General features: G+C 62.5%; 16 protein-coding genes and 1 other RNA gene. 12 read left to right on the top strand and 5 right to left on the bottom strand.

What is annotated here, in order from left to right:
• The first annotated feature begins 275 nt into the window (after positions 1–275).
• Entirely contained in the window at positions 276–629 is a 354-nt protein-coding gene (gene uraH / locus FQ664_RS19950; protein WP_003259496.1) for a hydroxyisourate hydrolase, read from the top strand.
• 243 nt (positions 630–872) lie between these two features.
• Here uraH and FQ664_RS19945 read toward each other — a convergent pair whose 3' ends face one another.
• Positions 873–2,222: an NCS2 family permease gene (locus FQ664_RS19945; RefSeq protein WP_144174338.1), complete on the bottom strand. Its 1,350-nt coding sequence runs from the start codon at positions 2,220–2,222 to the stop codon at positions 873–875.
• A gap of 281 nt (positions 2,223–2,503) precedes the next feature.
• Between FQ664_RS19945 and FQ664_RS19940 the strand changes: the two genes are divergently transcribed.
• Positions 2,504–3,259 carry a GntR family transcriptional regulator gene (locus FQ664_RS19940; protein ID WP_144174336.1) on the top strand — a complete coding sequence of 252 codons (756 nt, stop codon included), beginning with the start codon at positions 2,504–2,506 and terminating at the stop codon, positions 3,257–3,259.
• A 232-nt stretch (positions 3,260–3,491) separates the two neighbouring features.
• A complete protein-coding gene (gene aqpZ, locus FQ664_RS19930) occupies positions 3,492–4,190 on the top strand; it encodes an aquaporin Z (protein ID WP_144174333.1) in 699 nt (232 codons plus the stop codon).
• Here the strand turns inward: aqpZ and guaD are convergent.
• From guaD to xdhA, 4 genes are all read right to left on the bottom strand, one after another.
• On the bottom strand, positions 4,187–5,491 hold the full coding sequence (gene guaD / locus FQ664_RS19925) for a guanine deaminase (protein ID WP_144174331.1): 1,305 nt from the start codon (positions 5,489–5,491) through the stop codon (positions 4,187–4,189). The two genes, aqpZ and guaD, sit on opposite strands and share 4 nt — an antisense overlap.
• Positions 5,492–5,501: 10 nt before the next feature.
• Positions 5,502–6,347: a xanthine dehydrogenase accessory protein XdhC gene (xdhC, locus tag FQ664_RS19920; protein ID WP_144174329.1), complete on the bottom strand. Its 846-nt coding sequence runs from the start codon at positions 6,345–6,347 to the stop codon at positions 5,502–5,504.
• 118 nt (positions 6,348–6,465) lie between these two features.
• Positions 6,466–8,865 carry a xanthine dehydrogenase molybdopterin binding subunit gene (gene xdhB, locus FQ664_RS19915; RefSeq protein ID WP_144174327.1) on the bottom strand — a complete coding sequence of 800 codons (2,400 nt, stop codon included), beginning with the start codon at positions 8,863–8,865 and terminating at the stop codon, positions 6,466–6,468.
• Positions 8,858–10,312, bottom strand: a complete 1,455-nt coding sequence (xdhA, locus tag FQ664_RS19910; RefSeq protein WP_144174325.1) for a xanthine dehydrogenase small subunit — start codon at positions 10,310–10,312, stop codon at positions 8,858–8,860. The genes xdhB and xdhA overlap by 8 nt, the downstream gene beginning before the upstream one ends.
• 268 nt (positions 10,313–10,580) lie before the next feature.
• On the opposite strand from xdhA, the gene FQ664_RS19905 reads away from it, so the two are divergent.
• The 9 genes from FQ664_RS19905 (at position 10,581) to FQ664_RS19865 (ending at position 21,122) form a co-directional block, all read left to right on the top strand.
• Positions 10,581–11,240, top strand: coding sequence for a GntR family transcriptional regulator (locus tag FQ664_RS19905; RefSeq protein ID WP_144174323.1), 660 nt, complete (start codon positions 10,581–10,583; stop codon positions 11,238–11,240).
• A 3-nt stretch (positions 11,241–11,243) separates the two neighbouring features.
• Positions 11,244–14,732 carry a chromosome segregation protein SMC gene (gene smc, locus FQ664_RS19900; RefSeq protein ID WP_144174321.1) on the top strand — a complete coding sequence of 1,163 codons (3,489 nt, stop codon included), beginning with the start codon at positions 11,244–11,246 and terminating at the stop codon, positions 14,730–14,732.
• Between the two features lie 205 nt (positions 14,733–14,937).
• Positions 14,938–15,825, top strand: a complete 888-nt coding sequence (zipA, locus tag FQ664_RS19895) for a cell division protein ZipA (RefSeq protein ID WP_144174319.1) — start codon at positions 14,938–14,940, stop codon at positions 15,823–15,825.
• Between the two features lie 236 nt (positions 15,826–16,061).
• The gene (ligA, locus tag FQ664_RS19890; RefSeq protein ID WP_144174317.1) at positions 16,062–18,392 is read left to right on the top strand and encodes an NAD-dependent DNA ligase LigA; all 2,331 of its coding nucleotides are present in this window, start codon (positions 16,062–16,064) and stop codon (positions 18,390–18,392) included.
• A 233-nt stretch (positions 18,393–18,625) separates the two neighbouring features.
• Positions 18,626–18,722, top strand: an RNA gene (gene ffs, locus FQ664_RS19885) — signal recognition particle sRNA small type.
• A 365-nt stretch (positions 18,723–19,087) separates the two neighbouring features.
• A complete protein-coding gene (locus FQ664_RS19880) occupies positions 19,088–19,456 on the top strand; it encodes a helix-turn-helix domain-containing protein (RefSeq protein WP_144174316.1) in 369 nt (122 codons plus the stop codon).
• A 138-nt stretch (positions 19,457–19,594) separates the two neighbouring features.
• On the top strand, positions 19,595–20,050 hold the full coding sequence (locus FQ664_RS19875) for an ImmA/IrrE family metallo-endopeptidase (RefSeq protein WP_144174315.1): 456 nt from the start codon (positions 19,595–19,597) through the stop codon (positions 20,048–20,050).
• 497 nt (positions 20,051–20,547) lie between these two features.
• Positions 20,548–20,805: a hypothetical protein gene (locus FQ664_RS19870; RefSeq protein ID WP_144174354.1), complete on the top strand. Its 258-nt coding sequence runs from the start codon at positions 20,548–20,550 to the stop codon at positions 20,803–20,805.
• Entirely contained in the window at positions 20,805–21,122 is a 318-nt protein-coding gene (locus tag FQ664_RS19865; RefSeq protein ID WP_144174314.1) for a hypothetical protein, read from the top strand. Before FQ664_RS19870 ends, FQ664_RS19865 begins: the two co-directional genes overlap by 1 nt.
• The last annotated feature ends 3 nt before the right edge of the window (positions 21,123–21,125 follow it).

Raw genomic sequence — 21,125 nt, 5'->3', positions numbered from 1 at the left:
TTCCCTTTTGTCGCCTCGCAGCGACCTGGAAAAACAGTGCAAGAAACCTGCCTGATTGGTCAGCTAATGACATTGTGGTCGGCTAGGCACCTGTATTTGCGATCGATGGGTCGATTATGGGCAAGAATCCTGAGGGGCGAGAGAAACGATCAAAAAATTGTGTACAATTTTCAATTGGAATGTCTTAATGGCGTCATTCCCGCACATCGCAGCCCCTCTGGCGTGATGATGGCCGTGTATTTTTTGCCCACAGATTGAACAAGAGGCGACAAGCAATGGGACGTTTGACCACACACGTACTGGATGCCGCGCATGGCTGCCCGGGCAGCTCGATCAAGGTTGAGCTGTACCGTGTCGAAGGCCAGCAGCTGGAGCTGGTGAACACCGCCCTGACCAACAGCGATGGCCGCGTCGACGCGCCGCTGCTGCAGGGTGACGACTACCGCACTGGCGTCTACCAGCTGCAGTTCAGCGCTGGCGACTACTACCGTGCCCGCGGCGTGCAGCTGCCGGCCCAGGCGTTCCTGGATGTTGTCGTGCTGCGCTTTGGCATCGACGAGCAGCAGGAGCACTACCACGTGCCGCTGCTGATCTCGCCGTACAGCTATTCGACCTATCGTGGAAGCTAGTTGGTCGCTAGAAGAATCTTCGTAGGTCCTTGGCCCGCTCTCACACTGGCGGGCTTTTTTTCGTCTGCTGTTTTTGTCTCGCCTGCACCGGCCTCTTCGCGGGTAAACCCGCTCCCACAGGGGCAGCGCCGTGCTTGAGGGCGGTGATATCTCTGTGGGAGCGGGTTTACCCGCGAAGAGGCCGGCACAGGCTGTAGAAATAAAGAAAGGGCGCCGAGGCGCCCTTGGTTGGTGCAGCTAGGGTCAGAGGAACACGAACTTGGCAATGAAGATCGCGCACAACACCCACAGGCTGGCCGAGATTTCCTTGTATTTGCCGGTACCCGCCTTCAGCGCCACATAGCTGATGAAGCCCAGGGCAATACCATCGGCGACGGAGAAGGTCAGCGGCATCATGATCACCGTGACGATCGCCGGAATGCTGTCGGTGGCTTCATCCCAGTGGATGTGCGCCATGCTGCCCATCATCAGCATCGCCACGTAGATCAGCGCACCCGCCGTCGCATAGGCCGGAATCATCCCGGCCAGCGGGGCGAAGAACATCGCCGCGACGAACAGCAGGCCGACCACCACCGCCGTCAGCCCGGTACGGCCACCTGCGGCGACACCGGCAGCACTTTCCACATAGCTGGTAACCGGCGGTACACCGACCACCGCACCAAACACGCTCGAAGCACTGTCAGCCTTCAACGCCCGCGACAGGTTTTCAATCCGCCCATCCGGCGCCACCAGGTTGGCCCGCTGGGCCACGCCCATCAGGGTGCCGGCGGTGTCGAACATATGCACGAACAGGAACGCCAGCACCACGCTGATCATGCTGACGTTGAACACGCCGGCCACGTCCATGGCCATCCAGGTCGGTGCCAGGCTCGGCGGCATCGACATCACCCCGCCGAACTTGACCAGGCCCAGGCCCCAGCCGGCCAGGGTGACGCCGATGATGCTGATCAGGATCGCACCGAACACCCGCTTGTAGCTGAGGATGGCGATCAGCAGGAAGCACAGCGCCGCCAGCAGCGGCCCCGGCTCATGCAGCGAGCCCAGCTTGATCAGGGTGGCCGGGCTGTCGACGATGATGCCCGCCGTCTTCAGGCCGATCAGCCCGAGAAACAATCCGACGCCGGCCCCCATGGCATGGCGCAGGCTGACCGGGATGCTGTTGAGCAACCATTCGCGCACTTTCGACAAGGTCAGGAACATGAACAGCACACCCGAGACGAATACCGCCCCCAGCGCGGTTTCCCAGTTGTAGCCCATGGTGCCGACCACGGTGTAGGTGAAGAAGGCGTTAAGCCCCATGCCCGGCGCCAGGCCCACCGGCCAGTTGGCGTACAGGCCCATCAGCAGGCAGCCCAGCGCGGCGGCGATGCAGGTGGCGACAAAGGCGGCACCGTGGTCGATGCCGGCGTCGGCCATGATGTTGGGGTTGACGAAGATGATGTAGGCCATGGTGATGAAGGTGGTCACCCCGGCGATCATTTCGGTTTTGACAGTGCTGCCGTGTTGCTTGAGTTTGAAGATCCGCTCCAGCCAGCTCGTTTCGAGCGGTGGGGCAAGATCCAGCGTAGGGGCTTCGGATTTGCGGCTTTCCACAGCGAGTACTCCTCAAGTCATTCTTGTTGTTCTGGAACCATGGGCCTGCGCAATGCACTTGGCGGCTCCGCGAGGGAAGGCAGACGTCTGACCGTTTGTTGACTCAAGGGTCAAGAAGTTGCTCGGTGGATTATGCTTTTGTGTACAAAGAATGCAAATAATGTTTTATCTTTTGTGTGCGCAATGCGTCGTACAACGGCTATATAGGTAAAAGGCCACCTGCAGAAACGGCTCAGCCTGTGTACAATGGCGCCATACTTTCCTTCGTGCCTCGAGAGCCCATGAACGAACAGCTGCAACCTCTGAAGAAACCTGCGCGCACCGGCAAGGCTGGCCGCAGTGGTACCCAGGACGACATCGTCTACGCGCATATTTTCGAGGCGATCCTCGAGCAGCGTCTGGCACCGGGCACCAAGTTGAGCGAGGAAGCGCTGGGCGAGATCTTCGGCGTCAGCCGCACCATCATCCGCCGCGCCTTGTCGCGCCTGGCCCACGAAAGCGTGGTGCTGTTGCGGCCGAACCGCGGCGCGGTGGTGGCCAGCCCGACGGTGGAAGAGGCCCGCCAGGTGTTCTTCTCGCGGCGCATGGTCGAACGGGCCATTACCGAACTGGCCGTGCAGCACGCTACCGTCGAGCAGCTCAACGAGCTGCGGCAGATGGTGCGTGAGGAGCGCGACAGCTTCTCCCGTGGCGACCGCGGTGCCGGCATTCGCCTTTCCGGCGAATTCCACCTCAAGCTGGCCGAGGCAGCGGGTAATGCGCCGCTGGTCAGCTTCCAGCGCAGCCTGGTGTCGCAAACCTCGCTGATCATTGCCCAGTACGAAAGTGGCAACCGCTCGCATTGCTCGTATGACGAACACATGCAGCTGATCGATGCCATCGAGGCGCGCGATGCCGAGCAGGCGGTGAGCCTGATGATGCACCACATGGACCACATCGACAGCAAGCTGAACCTGGACGAGGAGAGCGCCTCGGACGATCTGCATGCGGTGTTCTCGCATCTGCTGAAAAAGCCCAAGGTATCGGTCAAGGGCTGATCGTTTGCCTAGGTGAGAGCAATGCGCCGTTGTGGGAGCGGGTTCACCCGCGAACACCGGCGCAGCCGGTGCCCTACTCCGTGTCGCCTGCTTCGCGGGTAAACCCGCTCCCACAAGAGGCACGGCCATTTCTGGCCATTGACCAAACGTCTGCTAAATTCTTGTGAGCAAACCTTCATCAAGCAGTTGGGCTTGCGCATCCGTTGCGTTCAACTTCTTGAGGAAAGGATTCATGAGCATGTCCCTCGGTAAACGCATGGGTGCCGAACTGGTCGGCACCTTCTGGCTAGTCCTTGGCGGCTGTGGCAGTGCGGTACTCGCCGCCAGTTCCCCTGTCGGCATTGGTGTACTCGGTGTCGCCTTCGCCTTCGGTCTCACCGTGCTGACCATGGCCTTCGCCATCGGCCATATCTCTGGCTGTCACCTCAACCCCGCCGTGTCATTCGGGCTGGTGGTGGGCGGGCGCTTCCCGGCCAAAGAGCTGTTGCCCTACGTGATCGCCCAGGTGATCGGCGCGATCCTGGCGGCCGGGGTCATCTATCTGATTGCCAGCGGCAAGGCCGGTTTTGAACTGTCCTCCGGCCTGGCCTCCAACGGCTATGCCGAGCACTCGCCGGGGGGCTACACGCTAGGCGCCGGCTTCATCAGTGAAGTGGTGATGACCGCCATGTTCCTGGTGGTGATCATGGGCGCGACCGACTCCCGCGCCCCGGCAGGTTTTGCCCCGATCGCCATCGGCCTGGCCCTGACCCTGATCCACCTGATCTCGATCCCGGTGACCAACACCTCGGTCAACCCCGCGCGTAGCACGGGGCCGGCCTTGTTCGTCGGTGGTTGGGCCCTGCAACAGCTGTGGCTGTTCTGGGTAGCGCCGCTGATCGGCGCCGCAATTGGCGGCGCGTTGTACCGCGGCCTGGCAAAAGAACCTTAGCGCTGGTGCACGCAACGCCCTGCAGCGTAGGTTTCGCGCACGGTGCGGTCGTCGCCGAGGGTGGTGAGCACGAACAGGGTTTCTTCGATGCTGCTGGACTGCTGGATGCGGTAGTCCAGCAGGGGCGTGGCCTTGTAGTCCAGCACCACGAAGTCGGCATCGTTGCCCGGGCGCAGGCTGCCGATGCGGTCGTCCAGGCGCAGCGCGCGGGCGCCGCCGAGGGTGGCCAGGTACAGTGACTTGTACGGGTGCAGGCGCGCGCCCTGCAACTGCATAACCTTGTACGCTTCGTTCAGGGTGTTGAGCAGTGAGAAGCTGGTGCCGGCGCCAACGTCGGTGCCCAGGCCCACGTTGATCTTGAAGCGCTCGGCCTGCGGCAGGTTGAACAGGCCACTGCCGAGGAACAGGTTGGAGGTGGGGCAGAAGGCCACGGCCGAGCCGGTTTCGGCCAGGCGCCGGCATTCGTCATCGCACAGGTGCACGCCATGGGCGAACACCGAGCGCTCGCCCAGCAGCTCGAAGTGGTCGTATACGTCGAGGTAACCCTTCTGCTCGGGGAACAGCGACTTGACCCAATCGATTTCCTTGAGGTTTTCCGACAGGTGCGTGTGCATGTACACGCCCGGGTGCTCCTTGAGCAGTTGGCCCGCCAGCGCCAGCTGTTCAGGCGTACTGGTCGGGGCGAAGCGCGGGGTGACGGCATAGTGCAGGCGACCCTTGCCATGCCAGCGTTCGATCAGTGCCTTGCTTTCGGTATAGCCGGACTCGGCGGTGTCGGTCAGGTAGTCCGGGGCGTTGCGGTCCATCATCACCTTGCCGGCGATCAGCCGCAGGTCCAGGCGCTCGGCCTCTTCGAACAGCGCATTGACCGATTCCGGGTGCACGCTGCCGAACACCAGCGCGGTGGTGGTGCCGTTGCGCAGCAGTTCCTTGAGGAAAATCTTCGCCACTTGGTCGGCGTGATCCTTGTCGGCGAATTGCTTTTCGCAGGGGAAGGTATAGGTGTTCAGCCAGTCCAGCAGCTGTTCGCCGTAGGAGCCGATCATGCCGGTCTGCGGGAAGTGGATGTGGGTGTCGATGAAACCCGGGGTGATTAGCGCGTCCTGGTAATGCTCGACCGGCATGTCGGCATCCAGGGTCGGCAGCAGTTCGCTGGCGTGGCCAACGGCGCGGATGCGGCCATCGTCGACCACCAGCAGGCCATCCTCGAAGTATTCATGGGAAGCCTCCAGGCCCACCTCGGCCGGGTCGGCGATGCTGTGCAGGATGGCGGCACGGTAGGCTTTGCGGGTAACGGTCATAACACACTCGTCAAATGGCTTGGCTGCGCCGGGAGGGCGGCAGCAACTGGGCAATAGGGCCGGCATTGGCGGCAGCGTCGTGCTGGCCGAAGCAGGCGTTGTAGGTGGCGATGATTTCACCGGCGATGGACACGGCGATCTCGATGGGCAGCTTGCCCTTGACTTCGGCCAGGCCCATCGGGCAACGCATGCGCGCCAGCACGGCATCGTCGTAGCCGCGCTCGCGCAGGCGGTGCTCGAACTTGACCCGTTTGGTCTTCGAGCCGATCAGGCCGAACCAGGTGAAGTCGTTGCGCTTGAGAATGGCAGCGGTCAGTTCCAGATCGAGCTGGTGGTTGTGGGTCATGACGATGCAGTAGCAGCCTGGCGGCAGCTCTGCCACTTCGTCGACCGGCTCCTCGCTGACCACCTTGGTCACCCCGTCGGGGATCAGGGCAGGGAATTCCTGCTCGCGCGAATCGATCCAGCGCACCCGGCAGGGCAATGCGGCGAGTAAGGGTACCAGAGCCCGGCCGACATGGCCCGCGCCGAACACGGCGATCTGCGCCTGCACCGCGGCCATCGGTTCGAACAGCAGCACGGTGACGCCGCCGCAGCACTGGCCAAGGCTGGCACCGAGGCTGAAGCGCTCCAGGTGCGGGGTGGTGCGGTGCTCTTCGAGCATTTGCCGGGCGATGTGCAGGGCCTTGTATTCCAGATGGCCGCCGCCAATGGTGTCGTACAGGCTGCTGGCGCTGACGACCATTTTCGAGCCGGCATTGCGCGGGGTCGAGCCGCGCTCCTCGATGATGGTCACCAGCACGCAGGCTTCGCCACGGGACTGGTGGTCGGCGAGGGCGTTGATCCATTGGTGCATGATGCAACCTCTCTATAGTTGCGTCGCGATCCCTGTGGGAGCGGGTTCACCCGCGAATGCGGCGGTGAAGCCACTATCGCATTCGCGGGTAAACCCGCTCCCACAGGGCCCTGCATTGTCAGTGAGACACGGTTTCCAGTTCCGGCTCGGCAGCTTGCGCTGCGGCTACCGCCTTGCGCATCTGCTCGCAACCCCACAACACCCGCTCCGGCGTCGCCGGTGCATCCACCTGCGGCTGCACGCGGTAATCGGCGATGCTGGCCACGGCGTCCTTGATCGCGCACCAGGCGGCGATGCCGAGCATGAACGGCGGCTCGCCCACGGCCTTGGAGTGGAACACGGTGTCTTCCGGGTTCTTGCGGTTCTCCACCAGCTTTACCCGCAAATCCAGCGGCATGTCGGCCACTGCCGGGATCTTGTAGCTGGCCGGGCCGTTGGTCATCAGCTTGCCCTTGGCGTTCCACACCAGCTCTTCGCTGGTCAGCCAGCCCATGCCCTGGATGAAGCCGCCTTCCACCTGGCCGATGTCGATGGCCGGGTTCAGCGAATCCCCCACATCGTGCAGGATGTCGGCGCGCAGCATCTTGTATTCGCCGGTCAGGGTGTCGACCACCACTTCCACGCAGGCCGCGCCGAAGGCGAAGTAGTAGAACGGCCGGCCGCGCGCCTGGCTGCGGTCGTAGTAGATTTTTGGCGTGCGGTAGAAACCGGTGCTGGACAGCGATACCTGGGCGAAGTAGGCCTGCTGCACCAGCTGCTCGAAGCTGACGATCTGGTCGCGCACGCGCACATGGCCGTTGCGGAACTCGACGTCTTCCTCGGTCACCTGGTAGTGCCGTGCGGCGAACTCGGTCAGGCGCTTCTTGAGGATCTCGGCCGCATTCTGTGCTGCCTTGCCGTTCAGGTCGGCACCGCTGGAGGCCGCAGTCGGCGAGGTGTTGGGCACCTTGTCCGTGTTGGTGGCGGTGATCTGGATGCGGCTGAAATCGACCTGGAAGATCTGCGCCACCACCTGTGCCACCTTGGTGTTCAGGCCCTGGCCCATCTCGGTGCCACCGTGGTTCAGGTGAATGCTGCCGTCGGTGTAGATATGGATCAGCGCACCGGCCTGGTTGAGGAAGGTGGCGGTGAACGAAATGCCGAACTTGACCGGCGTCAGCGCCAGGCCTTTCTTCAGGATCGGGCTGTTGGCGTTGAAGCGACGGATCGACTCGCGGCGTTCGGCGTAGTCACTACTGGCCTCCAGCTCGGCGGTCATCTCTTCGAGCATGTTGTGCTCGACGGTCTGGTAGTAGTGGGTGACGTTGCGCTCGGTCTTGCCGTAGTAGTTGGCCTTGCGCACTGTCAGCGGGTCACGGCCCAGGTGGCGGGCGATGTGGTCCATCACCTGCTCGATGGCGACCATCCCCTGAGGCCCGCCGAAGCCGCGGTAGGCGGTATTGGAGGCGGTGTTGGTCTTGCAGCGGTGGCCGTGCACGGTGGCATCGCCCAGGTAGTAGGCGTTGTCGGAGTGGAACATGGCGCGATCGACGATCGAGCCGGACAGGTCGGGCGAGTAGCCGCAGTTGCCGGCCAGGTCGAAGTTGATGCCGTGCAGGCGCCCGTCGTCGTCGAAGCCTACGTCGTACTCGACGTAGAACGGGTGGCGCTTGCCGGTCATGGTCATGTCTTCGACCCGCGGCAGGCGCATCTTGGTCGGTTGGCCGGTCAGGCGCGCCACTACGGCGCACAGGCACGCCGGGCTGGCGGCCTGGGTTTCCTTGCCGCCAAAACCGCCACCCATGCGGCGCATGTCCAGCACCACCTTGTTCATTGGCACGTCGAGGACTTCGGCAACCAGTTTCTGCACTTCGGTGGGGTTTTGCGTGGAGCAGTAGACGATCATGCCGCCGTCTTCGGTGGGCATCACCGAGGAAATCTGCGTTTCCAGGTAGAAGTGCTCCTGGCCACCGATGTGCAGGGTGCCCTGGATGCGGTGCGGGGCACTGGCCAGGGCTGCAGCGGAATCGCCACGCTGGTGGGTGTGGCTGTCGAGCACGAAGTGCTTGTTGCGCAAGGCTTCGACCACATCCAGCACTGGCTCCAGGTCTTCATACTCGACGATGGCGGCCATGGCCGCGCGGCGTGCGGTGTCGAGGTCGCGTGCGGCCACGGCGAGCACCGGCTGGCCGAAGAACTCGACCTTGTCGATGGCCAGCAGCGGGTCGCCGGCCACCACCGGGCCGATGTCCTTGAGGCCGGGGATGTCTTCGTGGGTAATGGCGATGCGCACCCCCTCGAAGGCATAGCACGGCGTGGTGTCGATGCGCAGGATGCGCGCGTGGGCGCGGTCGGCGGTGCGCGCATAGACGTGCAGCTGGTTGGGGAATTCCAGGCGGTCGTCGATGTACACCGCTTCGCCGGATACATGCTTGTCGGCGCTGTCGTGCTTGACGCTGCGGCCGACCCCGGTGGTCAGGTCCTGGCTGAACAGTTCGGCCATCTCGGCCTGGCTCTTGGCTACGTGATGGTTAGACATAAGCGGTCACCCGGGTCTCGATGTGCGGCGTTTGCTGTTCGATGAAGTACTTGCGCAGCAGGTTCTGCGCGGTCAGCAGGCGGTATTCCTTGCTGGCGCGGAAGTCGCTGAGCGGGGTGAAGTCCTCGGCCAGGGCCTGGCAGGCGCGCTCGATGGCAGCCTGGTTCCATGGCTTGCCGCGCAGCGCTGCTTCGCAGGCGCGGGCCCGTTTGGGGATCGCCGCCATGCCGCCGAAGGCGATGCGCACACCGCTGACCACGCCGTCTTCGAGGCTCAGGTTGAAGGCGCCGCACACGGCGGAAATGTCATCGTCCAGGCGCTTGGATACTTTATAGGCACGGAACGCCCAGTCGCTGGTGGCGCGGGGCACGATGATCTTCTCGATGAACTCGCTGTCCTGGCGGGCAGTGATGCGGTAGTCGATGAAGTAGTCTTCCAGTGGCATCACCCGCTGGCGCTCGCCCTGGCGCAGGACGATCTGTGCATCCAGGGCAATCAGCAGGGGCGGCGAGTCGCCGATCGGCGAAGCGTTGCCGATATTGCCGCCCAGGGTGCCCTGGTTGCGGATCTGCAGCGAGGCGAAGCGGTGCAGCAGCGCGCCGAAGTCGGGGTATTCCTCGTTCAGCGCGCCGTAGCAGTCGGTGAGCGGGGTGGCAGCACCGATTTCCAGGTGGCTGGCGGTTTTCTCGATGCGCTTGAGCTCGGCCACATGGCCGACGTAGATCATCACCGGCAAGGTCTTGTGGAACTGGGTGACTTCCAGGGCCAGGTCGGTACCGCCGGCCAGTAGCCGTGCTTCGGGGTGCGAGCTGTACAGGTCGGCCAGGTCGGCCACGGTCAGTGGCACCAGGCAGCGCTTGTCGCCGCTGTTCAGCTCGCCGGTCTGGGTCGGCGCAATGGCCTTGAGGCGGCTGATGGTCTGCGCCTGCTGGGCATCGAACTGGTCGCGGCAGGGCTGGCGACAGCTCTGCTCGGCGGCGTCGAGGATCGGCCGGTAGCCGGTGCAGCGGCACAGGTTGCCAGCCAGGGCTTCCTGGGCCTGATGCAGGTCGGGGCCGCTGCTGTTTTTCTGCAGGGCGAACAGCGACATGACGAAGCCGGGGGTGCAGAAGCCGCACTGCGAGCCATGGCAATCGGCCATGGCCTGTTGCACGCTATGCAGCTGGCCCTGGTGCTTGAGGCCCTCGACGCTGATCAGCTGCTTGCCGTGCAGCGACGAAACGAAGGTCAGGCACGAGTTGAGGCTACGGTAGCGCAGGCTGTCGTTGCCCTGGTCGTCCTGGGTCAGTTCGCCGACCACCACGGTGCAGGCGCCGCAGTCACCACTGGCGCAGCCCTCCTTGGTGCCAGGTTTGCCCAGGTGCTCGCGCAGGTATTGCAGCACCGTCATGTTCGGGTCCAGGGCATGCTCACTACGCAACTCCTGGTTGACGAGAAACTGGATCACGGGGATGGCCTCGCAATGGTTTTATTGTTGTTGGGCGGACTCTAAGCAAGAGCTGTCCAGCTGGTCAATATTTTTCTGACTCAAAGGTCAAGAAATTGCGCATGTCCAAGTCCGGCCGCACACATTGCCCATATTCCAAGCATAGATCGCGCCGGGCGCCTGGTTGTCTTGCAGGTCAAATAAACCGCCAGGCCCCTCTGCGCGATTACCGGCCAAGTACGCTACAATCCGCCCCTTGTGCCCAGTTCAATGATTTTGAAGGAAAACCATGACGTTCAAGGCCCCGGACAGCCTCTCCGAGCAGATTGCCGATTACCTGGCCGAACGCATCATCCGTGGCGAGCTGGCGCCAGGCGAGCGTATTCAGGAGCAAAAGGTCACCCAGGCACTCAACGTCAGCCGCGGCTCGGTACGCGAAGCGCTGCTGATCCTTGAACGCCGCCATCTGGTGGCGATCTTGCCGCGCCGGGGTGCCCACGTGACCGAGCTCGACGAGCGCAGTGTGCGCAGCCTGTGCGCGCTGATGAGCGAGTTCTACATCCTGTTGGGTAACGCGGTTGCGCAAAAATGGCGCACCGATGCCGACCTGCGCCCGTTCCTGGCGATCCAGCAGCGCCTGCAGCGGGCCCATGACCAGCTGGACATAGAGGCCTTCGTCGCCGACAGCTTCGCGGTCATGCGGGCTGCCTATCCGTTCGCCGACAACCCGTTCCTGCAGGAAACCGTGGAAAACCTGCAGCCGGCCATGAGCCGTGCCTACTACCTGTCGCTGGACCAGCGCCAGGCCAACATGATCGATTACCTGGACCTGTTCGCCCGCCTGCTCGACGCAGTGGTCGCCCGTGACCTGCCGCGCATTCGCGAAGTGCTCACCGCCTACGGTCAGCGCAGCTGCGAACTGGTGCTGGCGGCGTTGGCCCGAGGCTGACCGATGCGCCTGAAGTGCATTCGCCTGGCCGGGTTCAAGTCGTTCGTCGACCCGACCACGGTCAACTTCCCCAGCAACATGGCGGCCGTCGTCGGCCCCAACGGCTGTGGCAAGTCCAACATCATCGATGCCGTGCGCTGGGTGATGGGCGAGAGTTCGGCGAAGAACCTGCGCGGCGAGTCGATGACCGATGTCATCTTCAACGGCTCCAGTGGCCGCAAGCCGGTCAGCCAGGCCAGCATCGAACTGGTGTTCGACAACAGCGAAACCACCCTGGTCGGCGAATATGCCGCCTATGCCGAGATCTCGATCCGCCGCAAGGTCACCCGCGACGGGCAGAACAGCTACTACCTCAACGGTACCAAGTGCCGCCGGCGTGATATCACCGACATCTTCCTCGGTACCGGCCTGGGGCCACGCAGCTACTCGATCATCGAGCAGGGCATGATCTCCAAGCTGATCGAGGCCAAGCCCGAGGAACTGCGCAACTTCATCGAGGAAGCCGCCGGCATCTCCAAGTACAAGGAGCGCCGCCGTGAAACCGAGAACCGCATCCGCCGCACCCAGGAAAACCTGGCGCGCCTGACCGACCTGCGCGAAGAGCTGGAGCGCCAGCTGGAGCGCCTGCACCGCCAGGCCCAGGCAGCCGAGAAGTACCGTGAATACAAGGCCCAGGAACGCCAGTTGAAAGCGCGCCTGTCGGCCTTGCGCTGGCGTGACCTGGACGAACGGGTGCGCCAGCGCGAGGCGGTAATCGGCGACCAGGACGTGTCCCATGAGGCGCTGGTGGCCGAGCAGCGCAATGCCGATGCCAGCATCGAACGCCTGCGCGATGGCCATCACGAATTGTCCGAACGCTTCAACCAGGTGCAGGGCCGCTTCTACTCGGTGGCCGGTGATATCGCCCGGGTCGAGCAGAGCATCCAGCACGGCCAGCAGCGCCTGCGCCAGTTGCAGGAGGACTTCAAGGAAGCCGAGCGCACGCGCCTGGAGACCGAATCGCACCTGGGCCACGACCGTACCCTGCTGGCTACCTTGGGTGAAGAGCTGGCCATGCTCGAACCCGAGCAGGAAATGACCCTGGCCGCTGCCGAAGAAGCCTCCGCCGCCCTTGAGGAGGCCGAACTGGGCATGCACGGCTGGCAGGAACAGTGGGACAGCTTCAACAGCCGTTCCGCCGAGCCACGTCGCCAGGCCGAAGTGCAGCAGGCGCGCCTGCTGCAGCTGGAAGCCAGCCTGGAACGCCAGGCCGAGCGCCAGCGTAAGCTGGGCGAAGAGCGTGAGCTGCTGGGCAGCGACCCGCAGGATGCGGCCATGCTGGAACTGGCCGAGCAGCTGGCCAGCAGCGAAATGTTGCTGGAAGAGTTGCAGGTGTCCGAAGAGCAGGTGGTCGAGCGCCTGGAAGGCGCGCGTGAGCAACTGCAGCAGGCCACCCAGGCCCAACAGCAGGCGCAGGGCGACCTGCAACGCCTGGGCGGGCGTCTTGCCTCGCTCGAAGCCTTGCAGCAGGCTGCCCTGGAGCCGGGGGCAGGTGCTGCGGACTGGCTGCAGGGCCAAGGCCTGGCGCAACTGCCGCGGCTGGCTGAAGGGTTGCGGGTAGAGCCGGGCTGGGAGCTTGCGGTAGAAACCGTGCTCGGCGCCGACCTGCAGGCGGTGCTGGTGGACGACTTCGATAACCTCGATTTTGCCGGCCTGGAGCAGGGCGACTTGCGCTTGCTGGTGGCGAGCGGTACCGGCTCGTCGCTGCCCGGCAGCCTGCTGGAAAAGGTCGAAGGCCGTGTCGACCTGGCGCCCTGGCTGGGCCAGGTCAAGCCCGTGGAAGGCCTTGCCCAGGCGCTGGCACAGCGCGCGTCGCTCGGCGAAGGCCAGAGCCTGGTCAGCCACGATGGCTACTGGGTTGGTCGGCACTTCCTGCGGGTGCGCCGTGGCGGCGAAGCCGAAGGCAGCGTGCTGGCGCGCGGCCAGGAGATCGAGCGCCTGGGCCAGGAGCAACTGGAGCAGGAAGCGGCGCTGGAGCAGTTGGAGCAGCACCTGCAGGCCCTGCGCGAGCAGCAGCTGGGCCTGGAAGAGCAGCGTGAACAGCTGCGCCGCCGCACTCAGGAAGAAAACCGCCTGCACGGCGAGCTGAAGGCCAGCCTGTCGGCCAGCCGTGCGCGCGCCGAGCAGGTCGAGTTGCGCCGTCGGCGCCTGCAGGAAGAACTGGCCGAACTGGAAGAGCAGCGTGCCCTGGAGCATGAGCAGCTGGGCGAAGCCCGCTTGCTGCTGCAGCAGGCCCTGGAACTGATGGCCCAGGACACCGAGCAGCGCGAGCAGTTGATGGCTCGCCGCGACACCCTGCGCGAAAGCCTCGATCGTGTGCGCCAGGAGGCCCGCCAGCACAAGGACCACGCCCACCAGCTGGCTGTGCGCCTGGGCTCGCTGCGTGCCCAGCACGACTCCACCCGGCAGGCCCTGGAGCGCCTGGAGCAGCAGGCTGCGCGCCTGACCGAGCGCCAGGAGCAACTGAGCCTGAACCTGGAAGAGGGCGAGGCCCCGCAGGAAGAACTGCGCCTGAAGCTGGAAGAGCTGCTGGAGCGGCGCATGAGTGTCGACGAGGAAATGCGCCAGGCCCGCCTGCGCATGGATGAAGCCGACCGCGAACTGCGTGATGCCGAGAAGCGCCGCACCCAGGCCGAGCAGCAGGCCCAGCTGCTGCGCGGCCAGCTGGAGCAGCTGCGCCTGGAGTGTCAGGGCCTGGATGTGCGGCGCAAGACCTTGCAGGAGCAGTTGCTGGCCGATGGCTACGATCTGCAAGGTGTGCTCGCCACCCTTGAGGCCGAGGCCAGCGAGCAAGGCACCGAACAGGAACTGGAGCAACTCGAGGCGCGTATCCAGCGCCTGGGCGCGATCAACCTGGCGGCCATCGAAGAGTACGAACAGCAGTCCGAGCGCAAGCGTTACCTGGACGCCCAGGACGCCGACCTGGTCGAAGCGCTGGAGACCCTGGAAAACGTCATTCGCAAGATCGACAAGGAAACCCGCAACCGCTTCAAGGATACCTTTGATCAGATAAATGCCGGATTACAGGCACTTTTCCCAAAAGTTTTCGGTGGTGGCAACGCTTATCTGGAACTGACGGGCGAAGATCTACTCGATACAGGGGTGACGATCATGGCGCGACCACCGGGCAAGAAGAACAGCACCATCCATCTGCTGTCCGGCGGCGAGAAGGCACTGACCGCATTGGCGCTGGTGTTTGCCATCTTCAAGTTGAACCCTGCACCGTTCTGCATGCTCGACGAGGTCGACGCGCCGCTGGACGATGCCAACGTCGGGCGTTACGCCCGTCTGGTCAAGGAAATGAGTGAAAGCGTGCAGTTCATCTACATCACCCATAACAAGATTGCCATGGAGATGGCGGATCAGTTGATGGGGGTGACCATGCATGAACCGGGTTGTTCACGGCTGGTTGCCGTCGATGTGGAGGAGGCCATGGCCATGGTCGACGCCTGATGATCGACGATAAGGGCACATTCCGTAGCGAAATGCCCCCGTCATGTGCGACAGACGGTGTAAAGTTGTCTTTGGTCGTGCTAGCTTAATGTCACTCGTTTTTTGCGTGGGTAAAACGCCTGTCAGAACATAGAGTTGGCGCCACGTGTTAAAGGGCTTTGAACCCTTTGTTTTCAAGCATATTTTTATAGAGGCACGGGATTACATGGAAATCGGTCTGCGCGAGTGGCTGATCGTCATCGGCATCATTGTCATTGCCGGGATTCTTTTCGACGGCTGGCGCCGCATGCGCGGCGGGAAAGGCAAGTTGAAATTCCGTCTGGATCGCAGTTATTCCAACCTGCCGGACGAAGAGGGCAATGCCGAAGTGCTTGGCCCGTCGCGAGTGCTGGATACCCACAAAGAGCCTGAGCTGGACGAAAGCGATCTGCCGTCGCTCAGCGCTTCTGGGCGTGATCGCGAGCGCGAGCCCAAGCCGGCCAAGGCCAGCAAGCGTGGCAAGCGCGCTGCTGCTGCAGATGCGCAGCAGGGCGACCTGAACCTGAGCGCCGAGCCGCGCGAGCCCGACCTGTTTGCCGACAGCGATGACGACTTCGCCGCGGAAAATACCCGCAGCAACGGTACTGCGCCTGCCAGCAGCAGCGTCAAGGAGCTGCCGCCGGCCGAGGAAGTGCTGGTGATCAGCGTGATCTCCCGCGACGAGGGCGGCTTCAAGGGCCCGGCGCTGCTGCAGAACATTCTGGAAAGCGGCCTGCGCTTCGGCGAAATGGACATCTTCCACCGTCACGAGAGCATGGCCGGTCACGGCGAAGTGCTGTTCTCCATGGCCAACGCCGTCAAGCCTGGCGTGTTCGACCTGGACGACATCGATCACTTCAGCACTCGCGCGGTGAGCTTCTTCCTCGGCCTGCCGGGCCCGCGTCATCCGAAGCAGGCCTTCGATGTGATGGTGGCTGCGGCGCGCAAGCTGGCCCATGAACTGAACGGTGAGCTCAAGGATGACCAGCGCAGCGTGCTGACCGCCCAGACCATCGAGCACTACCGCCAGCGCATCGTCGAGTTCGAGCGCCGTGCGCTGACCCAGAAGCGCTGACAGATCCAGACGAAAGAGCAGCCTGAGGGCGTGCTGGTCGGTTCGGGTGTTGTTATCGCCTGTGCCGGCCTCTTCGCGGGTAAACCCGCTCCCACAGGGACACCACAAGCCTCAAGGGCAGTGGAGTCCCTGTGGGAGCGGGTTTACCCGCGAAGAGGCCGCACAGGCAATAAGGACCTTGAACACCGGGCACCACCCCAGGCTGCTCTTTTGCTTTGCAAGAGAAGACTAATCCCATGACCGCCGAATCCCGCATCCACGAACTGCGTACCCAGCTCGACCAGCACAACTACCGCTACTACGTGCTCGACGAGCCCAGCGTGCCCGATGCCGAATACGACCGCCTGTTCAACGAGCTCAAGGCGCTGGAAGCCGAATACCCGCATCTGGTAACTCCCGACTCGCCCACCCAGCGCGTTGGTGGCGAAGCCCTGGCTGCGTTCAGCCAGGTGCGCCACGAAGTGCCCATGCTCAGTCTGGGCAACGCCTTCGAAGAAGCCGACTTGCGTGAGTTCGGCCGTCGCGTGGTAGACGGCCTCGACCAGCCCGGTGCGGTCGACTACAGCTGCGAGCCCAAGCTCGACGGCCTGGCCGTAAGCTTGCTGTACCGCGACGGCCAGCTGGTACAGGGCGCCACCCGTGGTGACGGCACTACCGGCGAAGACATCAGCGCCAACGTACGCACCGTACGCAACATCCCGCTCAAGCTGCAAGGCGAGGGGTGGCCGGCGGTGCTGGAGGTGCGCGGCGAGGTGTACATGAGCAAGGCCGGTTTCGACCGGCTCAACGCCGCCCAGGCTGAAGCCGGCGGCAAGACCTTCGCCAACCCGCGCAACGCCGCCGCCGGCAGCCTGCGTCAGCTGGATTCGAAAATTACCGCCAGCCGCCCGCTGGAGTTCTGCTGCTATGGCGTCGGCCAGGTGTCCGCGAGCATCGGCGACAGCCACATCGGCATCCTCGAGCAGCTCAAGGCCTGGGGCCTGCCGATCAGCCGCGAGCTAAAACATGCCGCCGGCATCGAAGAATGCCTGGCCTATTACCGCGACATCGGCGAGCGACGTAACAGCCTGCCCTACGAAATCGACGGCGTGGTGTTCAAGGTCAACAGCCTGGCTGCCCAGCGCGAACTGGGTTTCCGCGCCCGTGAGCCACGTTGGGCGATTGCCCACAAGTTCCCGGCCATGGAAGAGCTGACCGAGGTACTGGGCGTCGAGTTCCAGGTCGGCCGCACCGGCGCGGTAACGCCCGTGGCACGCCTGAAGCCGGTCAAGGTCGCCGGTGTGACCGTGTCCAACGCCACCCTGCACAACATGGACGAAATCGCCCGTCTGGGCCTGCGCATTGGCGATACGGTGATCATCCGCCGCGCCGGTGACGTGATCCCGCAGGTGATGCAGGTGGTGCTGGAGCGTCGTCCGGAAGATGCCCGCCCGGTGCAGGTGCCGAGCGAATGCCCGGTATGCGGATCGCAGGTCGAGCGTACCCAGCTGGTCAAGCGTAGCAAGGGCAAGGAAACCACCAGCGAGGGCGCGGTGTACCGCTGCGTCGGTCGCCTGGCCTGTGGCGCCCAGCTCAAGCAGGCGATCATCCACTACGTCTCGCGCCGCGCCATGGACATCGACGGCCTGGGCGAGAAGAGCGTCGAGCAGTTGGTGGACGAAGGCCTGATCGGCTCGCCGGCTGACCTGTACAAGCTGGAGTTCGACCAGATCGTTGGCCTGGAAGGCTTTGCCGAGGTATCCAGCAAGAAGCTGCTGGATGCCATCGAAGCCAGCAAGCGCCCGGGCCTGGCGCGCTTCATCTACGCCCTGGGCATCCCGGACGTAGGCGAGGAGACCGCCAAGGTGCTGGCTCGCTCGCTGGGCAGCCTGGCGCGCGTGCAGCAGGCGCTGCCCCAGGTGCTCACCTACCTGCCGGACATCGGCCTGGAGGTGGCCTACGAGATCCACAACTTCTTCGAGGACGAGCACAACCGCAAGGTCATCAAGCAGCTGCTGGACAGCGGCATGCAACTGCAGGACGAAGGCGAGCTGGCTGCCGAGTTCGCTGCCAGCACCACCTTGGCCGGGATGATCGCCAAGCTCGACATCGCCTCGGTTGGCCCTACCGGTGCCGAGAAGCTGGTGGCCAAGCTCGACAGCCTGGACAAGATCATCGCCGCCGACGGTATCGACCTGCGTCAGGCCCTGGCTGCCAAGCAGGCCGAAGCCGTGCGGGAGTTCTTCAAGGATGAAGCCAACCAGAAGCTGGCCCGGGACATCGAGGCGCAGTTACTGGCGTTCGGCATGCACTGGCGCAGCGAGAAGAAAGTGGCCGAAGGCTTGCCGCTGGCCGGTCAGACCTGGGTGCTGACCGGTACCCTGGAGCGCATGAGTCGCGATATTGCCAAGGAAAAACTGGAAAGTCTGGGGGCCAAGGTGGCGGGTTCGGTTTCTGGCAAGACCCACTGTGTGGTGGCGGGGCCGGGGGCGGGCTCCAAGCTGGCCAAGGCCAGTGAGTTGGGGGTGAAGGTGCTCGATGAAGATGCCTTTGTCACCTTCCTGGGTGAGCAGGGCATCGCTGTCTAGAAGGCCAATGGCAGATCTTGCTGCTTGCACGCTCCCACAGGTCCTGCGCTGGTCTTGCTGTCAGCGCTACCCCTGTAGGAGCGGGTTCACCCGCGAATTGGCAGCTCCAAGCCACCCCGACCGGGACAAGTCATTGAGAAATGATGACTTTTTCTCATCCAGAGGTTGTATCTGCCCCCAAGACCGGTACAATGGCGCCACTCGCTGCTCAGCGAGGCATGTAGTGGTGGCCCCATCGGTCCCCCCGCATTGATTACCCGTTAACCTGGTCAGGCCCGGAAGGGAGCAGCCATAGCGGGAACATCGAGTGCCGGGGTGTGGCTGGTGGGGCCGCCTCCATTACGCAAGTCCTTGAATTCTCAGGGATTTCTCTCTCAAAAATCTCGAAGTGTGACAGCGTTTAGGTACACCTAAGTGGTGCACCGTAAGCGGCATGTTAGCTCCTTCGAATTGACTGAGCCAGTTCCTTTCCTTGAAGCTGATCGAGCTGCAATAGCCTTCGATCCTCTCCACCTTGCCTTATTTCCTGCGCCGCCTCCCATTCCTAATTCCGTCATCTGGTTCACAGTTGCCTGTGCGTTTGTCCACTGGCCGCTTGACCGATCATTTATTCGTAGCTACGATCTTCTCTAAATAGAGAACATGATTGCCAGGAAGGTAATGCAGGTGCACGGGGAAGAGATGAAGGTGACCAGATGAGACTTACACCCTTTGGCGAAGCTGCCAGATTGCTTCGGATGAGGTTTGACGTGTCTCTAAAAGCAATGGCAGAAGCTATGGCTATCAGTTCAGCGCATCTCAGCGGTATAGAGTACGGCGAGAAGCGACTATCTGATAAGCACATTGAAGCTGCGCTAGCGTTCTTTGCTGAACATGCAGATACGGCACAGCTGCATCAGCTTAGGCTTGCTGCAGAACGATCTAAAGATGTTGTTAACACGGCTGAGTTGGACTCTGATGCCAGAGGTCTCGTTGCAGCGTTCGCCCGCAGGCTTCAAGAGGGTAGTGCTCCAACTGAGGAAATTCGTCAGTGGCTTCAGGCTCAGCCGAAGAAGGGGGATTAAGGATTGACGACGCTTTACTCGAACGGGGATGTGAGAACGCCGCAGGGGCTAAAGGTCAGACCTCAAAGTTATTCGTCACTTGAGGAGATCGCTGAGGGTATCCGAGCAGCGCTCCCTCTTCGGTCGGGTGAGCGATACATGTTGGACTGCACCAAAATCTTGGAGCATACCCTCCCGAACGCAGGGTTTAACTACAAGATTGTAGAGGTGGAACAGCTTGACGAATGTGCCGCCTTCACTATTCCTGAAAAGAGCTTGGTGGTGCTGAGAGAAGACATCTACGACATGCTCCATGCAGATAACGTCTTTGGACGCAGTACAGTTGTGCATGAGATGGGGCACATCGTATTGGAGCATGCAGTGACCCTTCATCGGGGAGCTGTCTTGGGACAGCACCGGTTCTATGAGGATTCAGAGTGGCAGGCGAAGGCTATCACTGCGGCAATCATGATGCCTGTTACAGCTTGTGCTGAGGCCGGTACCCCTGAGCGGTTGGCTGAAATGTGCGGTACTAGCATTACGAGTTCAAGGTTCCGATTGGACAACCTTAGGAAGCATGGGAAGTTGACAGGGCAGCGTAGCTTGTTCTGGTAGGTGTCGGTTTGAAGGCATAAAAAAGCCCAAGAGTGCTACCAACACTTCTGAGCTTCTGGTGAGGTGAACGAGGGTCTACCAAACCACCCGCAACCTGCAATATGTCTATGGGAAGACGTGGAGCAGTGTAGTCCTAGCGACTGTGTCGGGCAAGCCAAAACCCTTCCATCCGTCGCAGGAGGGCCACGTATGGCTCGTTCTAGCATCAAGGTTGTGTTTGTGCACCGTTACTCCCGGTTTCGGTTTGGCCGCTGGGAAAGCGTGTGCCAGCACTGGCGGTCTCATCCGGGTCAATTGACCCTGTTCTAAATCGGTTGTCGGCCCTTGTGGCTGCTCAAGTAGAGCGGGTGATTACGATGTAGTCTCTTTGAGAATAGGTCGTAATTACCCATTCAGCCTAGTCAGATGATCGTTGCCAGTGCCTGGGCTAAGGGATTGTCCCCTCGTACCCATAAGGTTCAGGCGTGTCAGCTCAACTACTTATTGAGATGAACATCATGAGCACAAACACAAAGAAGTCCTCCCCTAAAATCGCAAAGCTGGCCTCTGAGACGCTTCGTGATCCTGCTGCCTCCGCTATAGCTAAGAGTTTTGCTGCGTCTGCTTTGGCTCAGGCCAACACAGGTAAGCAAACGAGTGCTGAGATGGAAGCTAAAGCTGGCAAGGCTCTGCAAAGCAGCAAATTCAGCGCTGATACGAAGGCTCTCGCAGCTTCGGTAGTGTCTCAATCCAACAAGCAGCGAGGGAGCAAGTAATGACCATTCATGCAATTCTTACCGTTGACTTGAACGCCTCTGTATCCGCAGCTGCGCGGGCCAAGTTTTACGAGGTGCTGAAGAGCCATCACTACGTGAAACACAAGCTCACTACCCTCTGGACCGTGCAATTTACGGCCAGCACCACGCCAGCCAGCGCTGAGCGGATTGTGCGAGAGCGTGTAGCCCTCGCAGCTAGGACCGCTGGTATCACTGATTACGAAGCTCTGTTCATGCAAGGGACGCAGCCGGCTGCTGAGTGGAAAGGAACGCGCAGTTCGTCGACCCTCTTGACTGACGCGATGCGGCGCTATTAACAG

Source organism: Pseudomonas persica, from assembly GCF_900291015.1.
Lineage (GTDB): Bacteria > Pseudomonadota > Gammaproteobacteria > Pseudomonadales > Pseudomonadaceae > Aquipseudomonas.
This window is presented reverse-complemented; position numbering and strand designations above follow the sequence as displayed.

Coding starts and splice junctions, on each gene's coding strand:
- uraH (WP_003259496.1), top strand. CDS start 276: ATGGGACGTTTGACCACACACGTACTGGATGCCGCGCATGGCTGCCCG.
- FQ664_RS19940 (WP_144174336.1), top strand. CDS start 2,504: ATGAACGAACAGCTGCAACCTCTGAAGAAACCTGCGCGCACCGGCAAG.
- aqpZ (WP_144174333.1), top strand. CDS start 3,492: ATGAGCATGTCCCTCGGTAAACGCATGGGTGCCGAACTGGTCGGCACC.
- guaD (WP_144174331.1), bottom strand. CDS start 5,491: ATGACCGTTACCCGCAAAGCCTACCGTGCCGCCATCCTGCACAGCATC.
- xdhC (WP_144174329.1), bottom strand. CDS start 6,347: ATGCACCAATGGATCAACGCCCTCGCCGACCACCAGTCCCGTGGCGAA.
- xdhB (WP_144174327.1), bottom strand. CDS start 8,865: ATGTCTAACCATCACGTAGCCAAGAGCCAGGCCGAGATGGCCGAACTG.
- FQ664_RS19905 (WP_144174323.1), top strand. CDS start 10,581: ATGACGTTCAAGGCCCCGGACAGCCTCTCCGAGCAGATTGCCGATTAC.
- smc (WP_144174321.1), top strand. CDS start 11,244: ATGCGCCTGAAGTGCATTCGCCTGGCCGGGTTCAAGTCGTTCGTCGAC.
- zipA (WP_144174319.1), top strand. CDS start 14,938: ATGGAAATCGGTCTGCGCGAGTGGCTGATCGTCATCGGCATCATTGTC.
- ligA (WP_144174317.1), top strand. CDS start 16,062: ATGACCGCCGAATCCCGCATCCACGAACTGCGTACCCAGCTCGACCAG.
- FQ664_RS19880 (WP_144174316.1), top strand. CDS start 19,088: ATGAGACTTACACCCTTTGGCGAAGCTGCCAGATTGCTTCGGATGAGG.
- FQ664_RS19875 (WP_144174315.1), top strand. CDS start 19,595: ATGTTGGACTGCACCAAAATCTTGGAGCATACCCTCCCGAACGCAGGG.
- FQ664_RS19870 (WP_144174354.1), top strand. CDS start 20,548: ATGAGCACAAACACAAAGAAGTCCTCCCCTAAAATCGCAAAGCTGGCC.
- FQ664_RS19865 (WP_144174314.1), top strand. CDS start 20,805: ATGACCATTCATGCAATTCTTACCGTTGACTTGAACGCCTCTGTATCC.